Here is a 15,066-nt window from a genome sequence, read left to right as displayed (position 1 = left end):
ATGGAAGGCCCGATCGGCATGTCCGAGGAGAAGGACACCGCCACGATGGAGGCCGAGAAGGCGATGTTCGAAGCCGGCCACCACGCCGGCGGCGTCGAGGACATCTCCGGCGTGCCACCGCAGATGCAGCCCACGCCCGGCCTGCCGGTCCGTACCGGCATGGTGCGCCGCAAGGACCGTGTCATGCGGATCCTGCACACGCTCCCGTCGGCCGCGCAGGAGAGCATCATCGAGTCGCTGAGCCCCGAGGAGCAGCAGCGCTACGGTGTCCGGCCGCACGCGATGGTCAACACCGGCGCCCGCCCGTACGCCGCGGACAACGCCGGCGACAGCACGATGACCCGCCCGGTCGATCAGTCCCAGCGCACCACTCCGGTCCCGCCCGCCGGGCAGACCCCGCGCCGGCCCAGCTCCAGCCCGAATCCCAGTCCCAGCCCGCGTCCGCGCGGCCACGAGCGACTGTCCGGTGAGCTGTCCCAGGACCAGATCGCCCAGCGGCCCAACACCGAGTGGCGGCCGCCGAACCAGGGCGGCGGTGAGGGATGACAGCGGGTACCGCCAGCGCGAACTTTCCCGGTGCCGGCGCTCTGCGCGAGACCGGGCGGCTGTTCGCGCTGGCTCTGGACGTCGTCGTCAACACCTTCCGGCGGCCGTTCCAGTTCCGGGAGTTCATCCAGCAGAGCTGGTTCATCGCGAGCGTGTGCATCCTGCCCACCGCGCTGGTCGCGATCCCGTTCGGCGCCGTGGTGGCGCTGCAGCTCGGCACGCTGATCATCCAGCTCGGCGCGCAGTCGTTCACCGGCGCGGCGAGCGTGCTGGCGATCATCCAGCAGGCATCTCCGATCGTGACCGCCCTGATGGTGGCGGGTGCCGGCGGCTCGGCGATCTGCGCCGACATCGGCGCGCGCAAGATCCGCGAGGAGATCGACGCGATGGAGGTGCTGGGCGTCAACCCGGTCCAGCGCCTGATCGTGCCGCGCGTGCTCGCCTGCATGTTGATCGCGACCCTGCTGAACGGCCTGGTCAGCGTGGTCGGCGTGATGGGCGGCTACTTCTTCAACGTGGTGCTGCAGGGCGGTACGCCCGGCGCCTACCTGGCCAGCTTCTCCGCCTTGGCCCAGTTGCCCGACCTGTGGATCAGTGAGATCAAGGCGATCCTGTTCGGGTTCATCGCCGGCGTGGTGGCCGCCTACCGGGGTCTGAACCCGAAGGGCGGGCCGAAGGGCGTCGGCGACGCGGTGAACCAGTCCGTGGTGATCACCTTCCTGCTGCTGTTCATCGTCAACCTCGTGCTCACCGCCGTGTACCTGTCCGTCGTGCCGCAGAAGGGGAGCTGAGCACGATGGCGATCATGGACGGGGTGCGCAAGGCGGCCAGGGCGCCGCTGGGCATGCTGGACAACGCCGGCGAGCAGATGTCCTTCTACGTCCGGGCGCTGGCCTGGGTGCCGAGGGCGCTGCGCCGGTACATGAAGGAGACGCTGCGGATCCTGGCCGAGGTCAGCTTCGGCAGCGGCGCGCTGGCCGTGATCGGCGGCACGATCGGCGTGATGGTCGCGCTGACGCTGGCCACCGGAACCGTGGTCGGCCTGCAGGGTTACGCCGCACTGGACCAGATCGGCACGGCGGCGTTCTCCGGCTTCGCCTCGGCGTTCATCAACACCCGCGAGGTGGCGCCACTCGTGGCCGGTCTCGCGCTGTCGGCGACGGTCGGCGCCGGCTTCACCGCCCAGCTCGGCGCGATGCGCATCTCCGAGGAGGTCGACGCGCTCGAGGTCATGGCGGTACCGAGTCTGCCGTTCCTGGTGACGACCCGCGTGATCGCCGGCTTCATCGCGGTGATCCCGCTGTACATCATCGGCCTGCTGACCTCGTACGCGTCGTCGCGGCTGATCACGATCTACTTCTACGGGCAGTCGGCCGGCACCTACGACCATTACTTCGACCTGTTCCTGGTGCCGACAGATGTCTTCTGGTCGTTCGGCAAGCTAATGATTTTCAGCGTGTTGATCATCATGTCGCACTGTTATTACGGGTACAACGCCAGCGGCGGGCCGGCCGGCGTCGGTGTCGCGGTCGGCCGCTCGGTGCGGCTCACCATCGTGACCGTCGCCGTGGTCAACCTGTTCGTCGACTTCGCCGTCTGGGGCACGACGTCCACCGTAAGGATCGCCGGATGAGCAGAGCATCGGTCATCACGCTGCGGCGCCGCCTGCTCGGTGTCGCGTTCATCGTCGTGCTGTTCGGCGGGATGGCGTTCAGCATCGCGGTCTACAACAAGGTGTTCACGCCGGTGACGACCGTGACGCTGTCCACCGACAAGGTGGGCAACCAGTTGGCCGTACTGGGCGATGTGAAGGTGCGCGGCCTGCGCGTCGGGGAGATTCGCAAGATCACGCCGACCCGGGACGGCGCCGAGCTGGAGCTGGCACTCGAACCGGAGAAGGCGCCGCTGGTCCCGCGCAACGTGACCGCGCGCTTCCTGCCGAAGACGCTGTTCGGCGAGCGGTACGTGGCACTGCAGATCCCGAACCGGCCCGACGAGGTGCACCTGCGCGAGGGCGACAAGATCGAGCAGGACCGCTCCAGCCGGGCGGTCGAGCTGGAGGCGGCGCTGGATCACCTGCTGCCCGTGCTCCAGGCGGTGCAGCCGCAGAAGCTGTCCAGCACGCTGACCGCGATCTCCACCGCGCTGCAGGGCCGGGGCGCGCAGCTCGGCGAGACGCTGACCGACCTCGGCAAGCTGGTCGGGGAGATCAACCCGCACATCCCGCAGCTGGTGCGCGACCTCGAGGCGCTGAGCAAGGTCAGCGACACCTACAGCGACGCGACGCCGGACCTGGTGCAGGCGCTGACCGATCTGACCGTCACCTCGAAGACGATCGCCGAGCAGCGCACCAACCTGGACATGCTGTTCGCCGGACTGACCACCACCTCGCGTGACCTGGAGTCGTTCCTGCGCGCCAATCGGAACAACCTGATCCAGCTCGTGGACACCTCGCGCCCGACGATCGAGCTGCTGGAGAAGTACTCGCCGTCCTACCCGTGCTTCCTCAAGCAGATGGCCGAGCTGGTCGATCCGGCCAACGCCGTGATGGGCCGGGGCACCAACGAGCCCGGCGCGCACCTGACCGCGGAGATCAACGTCAACCGGGGCAAGTACGAGCCGGGCAAGGACACCCCGAAGTTCGACGAGCACCGCGGCCCGCGCTGCTACAACTTCACCGGCCGGGTGCCGCAGATGCCGCCGGACGGCCCGCTGCGTGACGGCGCGACGTATCCGCCGACGGCCAAGCCGGTCGACGACGGGCTGCTGCCGCCGCGCACCGCGCAGGAGGGCACGCCGTCCGGGAGCACCGCGCCGTCGGCCGCGCAGATCTCCGCCGCCAGCCAGGGCCTCGGCCTGCCGAACACGCCCGAGGAGCGCAACTTCCTGGCGCAGCTGATCGCGCCGCAGATGGGTGTGCAGCCGTCGCAGGTGCCGTCCTGGGGCAGTCTCCTGGTTGGGCCGCTGTACCGGGGTGCGGAGGTGACCGTCCGATGAGGAGCCTCACCGCGCCACTGGTCAAGCTGACCCTGTTCATCGTGATCACCGTCGCCGCGACGGCGGTGCTCGGCATCAGCATCGCGAACACGAACCTGTCCGACACCAACTCGTACAAAGCCCGGTTCACCGACGCGACGCTGCTGCTTGAGGGCGACGACATCCGCATCGCCGGCGTGCGCGTCGGCCAGGTCGACGACGTCAAGATCGTCGACAAGAACCAGGCGGAGGTCACGTTCAGCGTCGACACCAAGCGCAAGCTGCCGACGGGTGTCACCGCGCAGATCAAGTTCCGCAACCTGGTCGGCCAGCGCTACATCTCGCTCGCGCAGGGCGTCGGCGACGCGAACCAGACGCTGCGGGACGGCGAGACGATCCCGCTGGCCCGCACCAAGCCGGCGTTGGACCTGACCCAGTTGTTCAACGGCTTCAAGCCGCTGTTCCGCGCGCTCAACCCGGAGGACGTGAACAAGCTGTCCTTCCAGCTGATCCAGGTGCTGCAGGGCGAGGGCGGCACGATCGAGTCGCTGCTGGCGCACACCGCGTCGCTGTCCACCACTATCGCCGGCAAGGACCGGGTGATCGGCGAGGTGGTCAACAACCTGAACAGCGTGCTGGACACGATCAACTCGCGCGGACCGCAGCTGTCCGACCTTGTCGTGCAGGTCCAGCAGCTGGTGTCCGGCCTCGCGCAGGACCGCAAGCCCATCGGGGACGCGATCGAGGCGCTCGGCGGCCTGGCCAACACCACGTCCGGGTTCCTGGAGAAGGGTCGGGCGCCGCTAAAGGAGAGCGTCGGCGCGCTCGGCGGCCTGGTGAACGGCCTGAACGACAACGAGAAGGTGGTCGAGACCTTCTTGCACAACTTCCCGCTCAAGACGGCCGCGCTGACCCGCACGGTGAGCTACGGCTCCTGGTTCAACTTCTACCTGTGCTCGGCGAAGGGTGTCGTGTCGATCCCCGGGCTGATCAACCAGCCGGTGAACATCCCGATCGCACCCCCCTCGAGGGAGAGGTGCATGGCGCGATGAAGTCGTTCCAGTCACGCAATCCGATCCCGATCGGGATCGTCAGCCTGATGGTGATCGGGCTGATGGTCACCACGGCGGTGTTCTTCGACGACCTGCCGGTGGTCGGCGGCGGCACGACCTACAGCGCGGAGTTCTCCGAGGCGGCCGGTCTGCAGACCGACGACGAGGTGCGCGTCGCCGGCGTGAAGGTCGGCAAGGTGAAGAGCATCGACCTGGACGGCGACCGGGTCGTGGTGAAGTTCAAGGTCAAGGACGCCTGGATCGGCGACCGGACCAAGGCGGACATCAAGATCAAGACGTTGCTCGGGCAGAAGCTGCTGTCCCTGGAACCGGCCGGCAACGAGGCGCTGGACGCGGGCAGCCGGATCCCGAAGGAACGCACCACCGCGCCCTACGACGTGCTCGAGGCGTTCCGCGGCCTGGCCGACACGGTCAACACGATCGACACCAACCAGCTCGCGCGCAGCTTCGAGGTGATCTCCCAGACGTTCGCCAACACGCCGGAGGAGATCAAGGCCGCGCTGACCGGGCTGCAGGGCCTGTCGCAGACGATCTCCTCGCGCGACCAGGCGCTGGGCCAGTTGCTGAACAACACCAAGCAGATCAGCAAGACCCTCGCCGACCGGGACAAAGAGGTGCTCAAGCTGATCGGCGACGGCAACCTGCTGCTCGGTGAGATCACCAAACGCCGGCAGGCGATCAGCACGCTGCTCACGGGCACCCAGACGCTGTCCCGGGAACTGCAGGGGCTGGTCAAGGACAACGAGCAGCAGCTCGGTCCGGTGCTGACCAGCCTGGACAAGCTGAGCACGATGCTGCAGCGCAACGAGGGCAACCTGGCCCAGGGGCTGATCAAGTTCGCGCCGTTCGCCCGGCTGTTCAACAACGCGATCGGCACCGGCCGCTGGTTCGACAACTACATCTGCGCGGTCCTCCCGCCGAGCCTCGGCCCGATCAACCAAGAGGGGTGTCTCGCCAAATGACCGCCACCTCTCGAACCGGACGCAACCTCGCCACCGCGGTCGCCGCCGCGTGTGTGCTCGCGCTGGTGCTCGCCGCCGCGCTGTGGTGGGTGCTGCGGGAGACCAGCGAGAAGCGCTACACCGCGATGTTCACCGGCACCGTCGGCCTCTACGAGCAGAACGACGTGCGGGTGCTCGGCGTGAAGGTCGGCAAGGTCGAGAAGATCGAGCCGCAGGGCGACCAGGTGAAGGTCGAGTTCGTGGTCAACGCCGACGTGCAGATCCCGGCGGAGGCCAAGGCCGTGATCGTGGCGCCGTCGCTGGTCAGCGACCGCTACATCCAGATGACCCCGGCGTACACCGGCGGGCGGGAGCTCGCCGAGGGCGTCGTGCTGGCCCGGGACCGCACGGCCACCCCGCTGGAGACCGACGACCTGTACGACAGTTTGAATCGGGTGACCAGTGCGCTCGGCCCCAACGGCGCGAACAAGAACGGCGCGCTGTCGGACCTGCTGAACACGCTGGCCAAGAACCTGGACGGCACCGGTCAGGTCACGCACGACACGATCACCCAGCTCGGCAAGGCGGCCAGCACGCTGTCGGGCAACCAGGGCGACCTGTTCGCCACCGTGGACAACCTGCAGAAGTTCACCAGCGCGCTGGCCGGCAGCGACCAGCAGGTCAACCAGTTCGTCCAGCAACTGGCCAGCGTGAACAAGTTCCTGGCCGGCGAGCGCGGCGACTTCGCCCTGGCGGTTCGGGAGCTGGGCACGGCGCTGGGCACCGTGCAGAAGTTCATCGACAGCAACCGGGGCAAGATCAAGACCAACGTGGACAAGCTGGCGTCGATCACCAAGGTGCTGGTGGACCAGCGCGCCTCGCTGGCCGAGACGCTGGACCTCGCCCCGCTGGCGCTGAGCAACCTGGCCGGCACGTGGAACGCGTCCTCGCAGACCCTGGACGCGCGGCCGCAGCTCAACGAGCTGACCCAGCCGCCGATCGTGATGATCTGCAACCTGGTCAAGCAGCTCACCCCGGCGCAGTTGCCGCCGGTACTCGGCGACACCTGCAAGCAGCTCGCGCCGGTGATCCAGGGCCTGGTGCCGCTGCCGTCGGTCGGCCAGGTGATCGAGGGCTTCCACCGCCACCAGTTGCCGTCGCTGCCGCTGCCGCTGGCCGGCGCGATGTACGGCACCCCGCCCCCGGGAGGTAAGTGATGACCCGGAAAGGGACTCGGAAAGGGATCAGGCTCAAGCTGGCCGGCCTCGCGGCGGCCACGATGCTGTTGTCCGGCTGCGGGTTCACCGGCATCTACGACCTGCCGCTGCCCGGCGGCGCCGACCTCGGCGACCACCCGTACTCGGTGAAGGTGCAGTTCCGCGACGTGCTGGACCTGGTGCCGCAGTCCGGCGTGAAGGTCAACGAGGTCGCGATCGGCCGGGTGGACAAGATCGGCCTCGCCGAGGACGGCTGGACGGCCGAGGCGACGCTGCTGGTCAACGGGGACGTGAACCTGCCGGCCAACGCCGTGGCGCGGGTGCGCCAGTCCAGCCTGCTCGGTGAGAAGTTCATCGAGCTGGCCCCGCCGAACAACGGCACGCCGGGTGTCGGGCGGCTGTCCGACGGCGCGGTGATCAAGCTCGACCGGACCAGCCGCAACACCGAGATCGAGGAGGTGCTCGGCGCGCTGTCCATGCTGCTCAACGGCGGTGGGCTCGAGCAACTGCAGACGATCTCCAAGGAGCTGACCGCGGCGACCGAGGGCCGGGCCACCGACATCAAGGCCACGCTGAACAACGTCAACACGATGGCCAGGACGCTGGACGCCAGCAAGGGCAGCATCACCAAGGCGCTGGACGGGCTGAACAAGCTGTCCGGCACGCTGAACGGCCAGAAGGACAAGGCCGTCGCGGTGATCGACAACATCGGTCCGGGCATCAAGACGCTGACCGACCAGCGCGGCCAGCTGGTGACCATGCTGCAGAGCCTGCAGTCGCTGTCCGGGGTCGCGATCGACACGGTGAACCGGAGCCAGGAAGACCTGATCGCCGACCTGAAATCGCTCACGCCGGCGCTGCGCAAGCTCGCGGAGGCGGGCGGCAACCTGCCCAAGGCGCTTGAGCTGCTGTTCACGCTGCCGTTCCCGGACGGCGCGATGGACGCGGTGCGCGGCGACTACTTCAACCTGTTCCTCGACGTCGACCTGAAACTGCAGGACATCATCGACAATCTGTCCCGCAGCCGGCAGAACCCGCTCAGGGACATCCCGGGTCTCGGGCCGATCATCGCCGGGCCGCAGCAGGGTGTGCCGGGCAACGCGCCGCCGCCGCTTCCGCTGCCGTCGCTCGGCGGACCCTCGAACAGCTACGGCAACGACCCGCTGCCGATTCCGTCGCTGGGCGGGACGTCTCCGCAGTCCTCCGGGCACGCGGGGATCATGAACGCGCTGACGGGACGTGGTGCCTGATGATCACCAGGAAGGTCAGGCTGCAGCTCATCGCGTTCGCGGTGATCGCGGTCGTTGCCGTGGTGTACGCGCTGTTCCGGTTCGCGGGGCTGGGCAAGGTGCTGGGCAACGACGGCTACACGGTGACGATGCGGCTGGCCGACTCCGGCGGCATCTTCACCAACGCGGAGGTGACCTACCGCGGGCTGAACGTCGGCCGGGTCGGCGACCTGCGGTTGACCAAGGACGGCCTCGAGGTCGATCTGAACATCGAGCCGGAGGCGCCGGAGATCCCGGCCGACCTGGACGCCGTGGTGTCCAACCGGTCCGCGGTCGGTGAGCAGTACGTGGACCTGCGGCCGACCAGCAACGCCGGCCCTCGGTTGAACGCCAGCTCGGTGATCCCGGTGAACCGGACCAAGACGCCGATCGGCACCGACGTCGTGATCAAGGGCCTCGACCAGCTGTCCACCTCGGTGCCCACCGACGCGCTGCGCACCGTGGTCGACGAGCTGGACAAGGCGTTCAGCGGCACCGGTCCCGATCTGCAGATCCTGATGGACAGTCTGAACTCGTTCACCAAGGCCGCGCGGAACAACCTGCCGAACACCACCAAGCTGATCAACGACCTCGGCCCGGTGCTGAACACGCAGGTCAACCAGTCGGGCAACATCAAGTCGTTCAGCGGCGACCTGAAGCTGCTCGCCGAGCAGCTCAAGAGTTCCGACCCGGACATCCGCCGGCTGATCCAGGCCGGCCCGCCGGTGGCCGAGTCGGTCACCTCGCTGCTGCGGGAGAGCGGGCCGGGCCTCAGCTCGATGGTGGCGAACCTGCTCACCACGTCGAACATCCTGGTCACCCGGCTGAACGGGATCGAGTTCGCGCTGGTGTCGTACCCGATGATCAGCGGTGTCGGCAAGGCCGTGCTGTCCAGTGACAACGACGGCACCGGGCACCTCGGGTTCGCGCTGAACCTGTGGGACCCGCCGCCGTGCGTGCGCGGCTACGAGGGCACCGACCGGCGCAACGGCAACGAGGTCGCGCCGAAGCCGGAGAACGGCACGGCGTACTGCGCCGAGCCGCTGGGCAGCCCGATCGGCGTCCGCGGCTCGCAGAACGCGCCGTACGGCGGGAAACCCGCTCCGGTGCCGACCCCCGGCGACATCGCGGCCAACCAGGACCGGACGAAGGTGGCCATGGCCGACCTGTACGCCAGAGGGATGCCGAGCGGCTACGGCCAGCCGGGCATCGGACCGACCTCGCTCGCCGGCCTGTTGGGGCTGCCGGGCTGACGGCACGGGCAACACCGATCTGACACGCGCCGCCTACCCTGGAGAAACATGGCTAGCACCACGACCGAGACCGGTCCCGCGACCGGCGATCCGAAACCACGGCGGGCACACCCGTTCCTGCTCGTCGCGATCGCGCTCGCGGTCGTCGCCGCGGTGGCGGCGGTGTGGTTCGGTGTGGCGTGGATGAACGCCTCCGGCGACGACAAGCGCGAGTACTCCTCGATGCGCGACGAGGTCAGCCGGACCGGCCAGGGCGCGATCGTCACGCTGCTGTCGCTGGACCACCGCAAGGCCGACGAGGGGTTCGACCGCTGGCTGAGCGTGTCCACCGGCCCGTACCACGAGGAGATCGTGAAGAACCGGGCCAACAACAAGAAGGTCCTCGAGCAGGTGAAGACGGTCAGCGACGCGTTCATGCTGCGCGCGGCCGTGACGAAGATCGAGGAGCACAAGGGCGAGGCCATCCTGATCGCGGCCGTGCGGCTGATGGTGAGCGAGGCGGAGAAGCCGCCGGAGCCGAAGTACATGCGGATGCAGGCCACGATGACGCGCACCGACGACGGCTGGAAGCTCAGTGGGCTCGGCCAGGTGCCGTTCACCCAAGCCGGCTAGCGAGCTGAGAGGACCCTTCACGTGCCACCGTCCCGCCGCCGAACGCCACCGAGGCCGTCCTCGGGGCCGTCCCGCCGTCCCCGGGTGGCCGGCCTGCGCCGGCCCGAGTCCCCGGCGGAGCCCGCGGTCGAGCAGACGGACGACGTCGCCGAGGAGACCGAAGAGACCGTCGAGACCACCGAGCCGGCCGGCGCGGTGCGGTTCGACGACACGGTCGAGACCGAGGAGTCCCCAGAGGAATCCGCGGAGGAGTCCCTCGAGGAGCGCGAGATCGTCTCCGAGCCGGTGATCGGCGGATCCCCGGAACCCGAGGACGACGAAACGGAGATGGTCGCCAAGCCGTCCGGCAAGCATCGCAGTACGGGCGTGACCAAGCCGATCGAGGAGACCGCCGAGGTCGCCGACGACGAGGACGACAAGGACGACGAGGAAGGCGACACCGAGTCCGAGGAGTCGACGAAGCAGCGCGCGAAAGGGCTCAACGCGGCGATCGCCGTCGGGCTGGTGGCGCTGCTGTTCGCCGGCCTCGCGCTGTGGTTCGCGATCGAGTCGAACAACCTCACCGGCGACGTGGACGAGAACAACCAGGCGCTCACCAACGTGGCCGACACCGAACAGGTGAAGGCGCAGATGACCGACGCGATCGGCCGGACGTTCTCCTACAACTACACCGACCTGGAGAGCACCAAGCGGGTCGTGCGGGAGAAGCTGGCCGGCAAGGCACTGTGCGAGTACGAGCAATTGTTCGGCGTGGTGCACAATCTGGCGCCGGGTCAGCAGAGCGTCATGACCACGACCGTGCGTGAGATCGGCGTCACGCGCTTGGAGGGCGATCTCGCCGAGTTGCTGGTGTTCGTGGACCAGAACCAGGTGCGCACGGCCACCAAGGAGCAGAACGCCAGCGGCGCGCAGTTCGGCGTGAAGGCCGAGCGCGACAACGGTGTGTGGAAGATCGTCGAGTTCGACATGTTCGGCCAGACCCTCTCAAACGGCCAGCCCGCCCCCAAGTGCTGAATTTTATCGAGGGCAGGGTCGCCTCAAACGGCCCACCTACCCACCTACCGACTTCACGCCGCCGGCCCGCTTGACCGCGCCGATCGAAAGCCACGCTGAGGTCGAAATTCATTGTCGAGGGCGGTCGCCCTTACGACGCCGGAGGGACAGCGGGCGAGGAACGAGCCCGCTGTCGTGGAGGTGGCGTGGCTGGACCACCCAATCAACTCAGCCACCCACCTCGCGGCCCGCAACCACCAAAGCAAAAAGACCACAGGCCGTCGGCGAAGCCGACTCGGCGACCTTGCCCTCGATAAAAAACACAGCTGATCAACAGCACGGAGGGTGCTGTGGGGCTGGGCTGCTGTGACATGGGGTAGTCGATAGCTCCGCCAGTCGGGGCGATCGAGGCGTGGCATCTTGACTGGAGCACGCGCCGGGGTCACGCTGTTGGGGAGCACGAACTGCGCGGGTGCCGGTCTCTGGCGGCCCCTCGACAGTCGCCGTCCAAACGGCTAGACTGCTACTTTGCGCTGCCCACTTTCTGCGTGCCCTTAACCGGGAGCTAAGATGCTGGGCACCACCGCACCCTTGACAGTCGTGCTACAGCGCTGCTAGCGCGGCTGTCGACCGCACATAGTCCTGGAAGGACGCATCTTGGCAGTCTCCCGCGCGACCAAGGCCACTGCTGCGACCAACTCCACCGCACAAAGTTCTTCGTTCCCCGGCGCCCCGAAACGAGTCTCCTTCGCGAAGATTCGCGAGCCGCTCGCCGCACCCGACATGCTTGATCTGCAGATCCAGTCCTTCGAGTGGTTCACCGGCGACGAGGCGTGGTTCCAGCGCCGCGTCGACGCCGGCGACGAGAGCCCGACCGGCGGCCTGGAAGAGGTCCTCAACGAGATCTCCCCGATCGAGGACTTCTCCGGATCGATGTCGCTGTCCTTCTCCGATCCGCGCTTCGACGAGGTCAAGGCCTCCGTCGAGGAGTGCAAGGACAAGGACATGACCTACGCGGCGCCGTTGTTCGTCACGGCCGAGTTCACCAACCACACCACCGGCGAGATCAAGAGCCAGACGGTGTTCATGGGTGACTTCCCGGTCATGACCAACAAGGGCACGTTCATCATCAACGGCACCGAGCGGGTCGTGGTCTCCCAGCTCGTCCGTTCGCCCGGCGTCTACTTCGACCAGTCGGTCGACAAGACGACCGACAAGGACGTGTTCAGCACCCGGATCATCCCGAGCCGCGGTGCCTGGTTGGAGTTCGACGTCGACAAGCGCGACACCGTCGGCGTGCGCATCGATCGCAAGCGCCGCCAGCCGGTGACCGTGCTGTTGAAGGCCCTCGGCTGGACCACCGAGGCGATTCGCGAGCGGTTCACCTTCTCCGAGACGCTGCTGGCCACTCTGGAGAAGGACCACACCGGCGGCACCGACGAGGCGCTGCTGGACATCTACCGCAAGCTGCGTCCCGGCGAGCCGCCGACCAAGGAGTCGGCGCAGACGCTGCTGGAGAACCTGTTCTTCAAGGACAAGCGCTACGACCTCGCCAAGGTCGGCCGGTACAAGGTCAACAAGAAGCTCGGCATCAACCCGCCCGGCGGCAGCGGCGTGCTGACCGAAGAGGACATCGTCACCACGATCGACTACCTGGTCCGGCTGCACGCCGGCGAGGAAATGATGACCGCCCCCGGCGGCGTCGAGGTTCCGGTCGAGACCGACGACATCGACCACTTCGGCAATCGTCGCCTGCGCACCGTGGGCGAGCTGATCCAGAACCAGATCCGGGTCGGCCTCTCCCGCATGGAGCGCGTCGTCCGCGAGCGGATGACCACCCAGGACGTCGAGGCGATCACGCCGCAGACCCTGATCAACATCCGCCCGGTGGTCGCCGCGATCCGGGAGTTCTTCGGAACCTCGCAGCTGTCGCAGTTCATGCAGCAGACCAACCCGCTGGACGGCCTCACCCACAAGCGCCGCCTCTCCGCACTCGGTCCGGGTGGTCTGTCCCGTGAGCGCGCCGGCTTCGAGGTCCGCGACGTGCACCCCAGCCACTACGGCCGGATGTGCCCGATCGAGACGCCGGAAGGCCCGAACATCGGTCTGATCGGCTCGCTGTCCTCCTACGGGCGGGTCAACCCGTTCGGCTTCATCGAGACGCCGTACCGCAAGGTGGTCGAGGGTCAGGTCACCGACCAGATCGACCACCTCACCGCGGACGAGGAGGACCGTTTCGTCAAGGCGCAGGCCAACGCGCCGATCGACGAGGACGGCCACTTCGTGGAGGACCGCGTGCTGGTCCGGCGCAAGGGCGGCGAGGTCGACTTCATCGACCCGATGGACGTCGACTACATGGACGTCTCGCCCCGGCAGATGGTGTCCGTGGCGACCGCCATGATCCCGTTCCTTGAGCACGACGACGCCAACCGCGCGCTGATGGGCGCGAACATGCAGCGTCAGGCCGTGCCCCTGCTGCGCAGCGAGTCGCCGCTGGTCGGCACCGGCATGGAGCTGCGGGCCGCGGTCGACGCCGGTGACGTGGTCACCGCCGAGAAGGCCGGCGTGGTCGAGGAGCTGTCCGCGGACTTCATCACCGTGATGGACGACGAGGGCGCTCGCCGCACCTACGGGCTGTACAAGTTCCGCCGCAGCAACCAGGGCACCTGCATCAACCAGAAGCCGATCGTCTCCGAGGGCGACCGCGTCGAGGCCGGCCAGGTCATCGCCGACGGGCCGTGCACCGAAGACGGCGAGATGGCGCTGGGCAAGAACCTGCTCGTGGCGATCATGCCGTGGGAGGGCCACAACTACGAGGACGCCATCGTCATCTCGCAGCGGCTCATCCAGGACGACGTGCTCACCTCGATCCACATCGAGGAGCACGAGATCGACGCCCGCGACACCAAGCTCGGTGCCGAGGAGATCACCCGGGACATCCCGAACGTCTCCGAGGAGGTGCTCGCCGACCTCGACGAGCGCGGCATCATCCGGATCGGTGCCGAGGTGCAGGCCGGCGACATCCTGGTCGGCAAGGTCACGCCCAAGGGCGAGACCGAGCTGACCCCGGAGGAGCGGCTGCTGCGCGCGATCTTCGGCGAGAAGGCGCGCGAGGTGCGCGACACCTCGCTGAAGGTGCCGCACGGCGAGACCGGCAAGGTCATCGGCATCCGGGTGTTCTCCCGCGAGGACGAGGACGAGCTGCCCCCGGGCGTCAACGAGCTGGTGCGGGTCTACGTCGCCCAGAAGCGCAAGATCCAGGACGGCGACAAGCTCGCCGGCCGGCACGGCAACAAGGGCGTCATCGGCAAGATCCTGCCCGCCGAGGACATGCCCTTCATGCCGGACGGCACGCCGGTCGACATCATCCTGAACACGCACGGTGTGCCGCGACGGATGAACATCGGCCAGATCCTGGAGACGCACCTCGGGTGGGTCGCCAAGCAGGGCTGGAAGATCGAGGGCAACCCGGAGTGGGCGGCCAAGCTGCCCGAGGAGCTCTACAACGTGGAGCCGGACACGAACACCGCCACGCCGGTGTTCGACGGTGCCCGCGAGGACGAGCTCACCGGTCTGCTCGGCTCGACGCTGCCCAACCGGGACGGCGAGCGGATGGTCAACTCCGACGGCAAGGCGGTCCTGCTGGACGGTCGCTCCGGCGAGCCGTTCCCGTACCCGATCGCGGTCGGCTACATGTACATCCTCAAGCTGCTGCACCTGGTCGATGACAAGATCCACGCCCGGTCCACCGGCCCGTACTCGATGATCACCCAGCAGCCGCTGGGCGGTAAGGCGCAGTTCGGTGGCCAGCGCTTCGGTGAGATGGAGTGCTGGGCGATGCAGGCCTACGGCGCGGCGTACACGCTGCAGGAGCTGCTGACGATCAAGTCCGACGACGTGCTCGGCCGCGTGAAGGTGTACGAGGCCATCGTCAAGGGCGAGAACATCCCCGAACCGGGCATCCCGGAGTCGTTCAAGGTGCTGCTCAAGGAGCTGCAGTCGCTGTGCCTCAACGTCGAGGTGTTGTCCAGCGACGGTGCCGCGATCGAGATGCGCGACGGCGACGACGAGGATCTCGAACGTGCCGCCGCCAACCTCGGCATCAACCTGAACCGCCCGGAGTCGCCCTCGGTGGACGACGTCGTGAACTAACTCCCCGCCGCTCGGCCGGCCACACCGGCCGGCCG

Annotated in this window: 11 protein-coding genes and 1 pseudogene; all 12 read left to right on the top strand. The window is 67.9% G+C overall.

Annotated features, from left to right (window positions below; all coding sequences use genetic code 11):
* Positions 1–546 (top strand): annotated as a pseudogene (locus EV193_RS34165) (hypothetical protein); the annotation flags it as partial.
* A complete protein-coding gene (locus tag EV193_RS20560; protein ID WP_130345780.1) occupies positions 543–1,337 on the top strand; it encodes an MlaE family ABC transporter permease in 795 nt (264 codons plus the stop codon). The pseudogene EV193_RS34165 and the gene EV193_RS20560, both read left to right, overlap by 4 nt.
* A gap of 5 nt (positions 1,338–1,342) precedes the next feature.
* Entirely contained in the window at positions 1,343–2,179 is an 837-nt protein-coding gene (locus EV193_RS20555; protein WP_130345779.1) for an MlaE family ABC transporter permease, read from the top strand.
* Positions 2,176–3,543 (top strand): MCE family protein, encoded by a 1,368-nt coding sequence (locus EV193_RS20550; RefSeq protein WP_130345778.1) that lies wholly within the window; start codon positions 2,176–2,178, stop codon positions 3,541–3,543. The genes EV193_RS20555 and EV193_RS20550 overlap by 4 nt, the downstream gene beginning before the upstream one ends.
* The gene (locus tag EV193_RS20545) at positions 3,540–4,574 is read left to right on the top strand and encodes an MCE family protein (protein WP_130345777.1); all 1,035 of its coding nucleotides are present in this window, start codon (positions 3,540–3,542) and stop codon (positions 4,572–4,574) included. The genes EV193_RS20550 and EV193_RS20545 overlap by 4 nt, the downstream gene beginning before the upstream one ends.
* Positions 4,571–5,557, top strand: coding sequence for an MCE family protein (locus EV193_RS20540; protein ID WP_130345776.1), 987 nt, complete (start codon positions 4,571–4,573; stop codon positions 5,555–5,557). The genes EV193_RS20545 and EV193_RS20540 overlap by 4 nt, the downstream gene beginning before the upstream one ends.
* On the top strand, positions 5,554–6,753 hold the full coding sequence (locus EV193_RS20535; RefSeq protein ID WP_130345775.1) for an MCE family protein: 1,200 nt from the start codon (positions 5,554–5,556) through the stop codon (positions 6,751–6,753). The genes EV193_RS20540 and EV193_RS20535 overlap by 4 nt, the downstream gene beginning before the upstream one ends.
* Positions 6,753–8,003, top strand: a complete 1,251-nt coding sequence (locus EV193_RS20530) for an MCE family protein (protein ID WP_130345774.1) — start codon at positions 6,753–6,755, stop codon at positions 8,001–8,003. The genes EV193_RS20535 and EV193_RS20530 overlap by 1 nt, the downstream gene beginning before the upstream one ends.
* A complete protein-coding gene (locus tag EV193_RS20525) occupies positions 8,003–9,274 on the top strand; it encodes an MCE family protein (RefSeq protein ID WP_130345773.1) in 1,272 nt (423 codons plus the stop codon). Before EV193_RS20530 ends, EV193_RS20525 begins: the two co-directional genes overlap by 1 nt.
* Positions 9,275–9,322: 48 nt before the next feature.
* Positions 9,323–9,886: a hypothetical protein gene (locus tag EV193_RS20520; protein WP_130345772.1), complete on the top strand. Its 564-nt coding sequence runs from the start codon at positions 9,323–9,325 to the stop codon at positions 9,884–9,886.
* A 21-nt stretch (positions 9,887–9,907) separates the two neighbouring features.
* The gene (locus EV193_RS20515) at positions 9,908–10,900 is read left to right on the top strand and encodes a hypothetical protein (protein ID WP_130345771.1); all 993 of its coding nucleotides are present in this window, start codon (positions 9,908–9,910) and stop codon (positions 10,898–10,900) included.
* Between the two features lie 636 nt (positions 10,901–11,536).
* Complete coding sequence (rpoB, locus tag EV193_RS20510; protein ID WP_130345770.1) at positions 11,537–15,031, top strand: DNA-directed RNA polymerase subunit beta; 3,495 nt, start codon at positions 11,537–11,539, stop codon at positions 15,029–15,031.
* Positions 15,032–15,066 lie beyond the last annotated feature (35 nt).

The organism is Herbihabitans rhizosphaerae (assembly GCF_004216555.1).
Classification (GTDB): domain Bacteria; phylum Actinomycetota; class Actinomycetes; order Mycobacteriales; family Pseudonocardiaceae; genus Herbihabitans; species Herbihabitans rhizosphaerae.
Note: the sequence above shows the minus strand (reverse complement) of the source record. Positions and strands in the feature narration are given on the sequence as shown.

Bases quoted from the DNA above. Each gene is read 5' to 3' on its own strand.
- EV193_RS20535 (WP_130345775.1), top strand. From the start codon at position 5,554: ATGACCGCCACCTCTCGAACCGGACGCAACCTCGCCACCGCGGTCGCC.
- EV193_RS20540 (WP_130345776.1), top strand. From the start codon at position 4,571: ATGAAGTCGTTCCAGTCACGCAATCCGATCCCGATCGGGATCGTCAGC.
- EV193_RS20530 (WP_130345774.1), top strand. From the start codon at position 6,753: ATGACCCGGAAAGGGACTCGGAAAGGGATCAGGCTCAAGCTGGCCGGC.
- EV193_RS20560 (WP_130345780.1), top strand. From the start codon at position 543: ATGACAGCGGGTACCGCCAGCGCGAACTTTCCCGGTGCCGGCGCTCTG.
- EV193_RS20545 (WP_130345777.1), top strand. From the start codon at position 3,540: ATGAGGAGCCTCACCGCGCCACTGGTCAAGCTGACCCTGTTCATCGTG.
- EV193_RS20525 (WP_130345773.1), top strand. From the start codon at position 8,003: ATGATCACCAGGAAGGTCAGGCTGCAGCTCATCGCGTTCGCGGTGATC.
- EV193_RS20550 (WP_130345778.1), top strand. From the start codon at position 2,176: ATGAGCAGAGCATCGGTCATCACGCTGCGGCGCCGCCTGCTCGGTGTC.
- EV193_RS20555 (WP_130345779.1), top strand. From the start codon at position 1,343: ATGGCGATCATGGACGGGGTGCGCAAGGCGGCCAGGGCGCCGCTGGGC.
- EV193_RS20520 (WP_130345772.1), top strand. From the start codon at position 9,323: ATGGCTAGCACCACGACCGAGACCGGTCCCGCGACCGGCGATCCGAAA.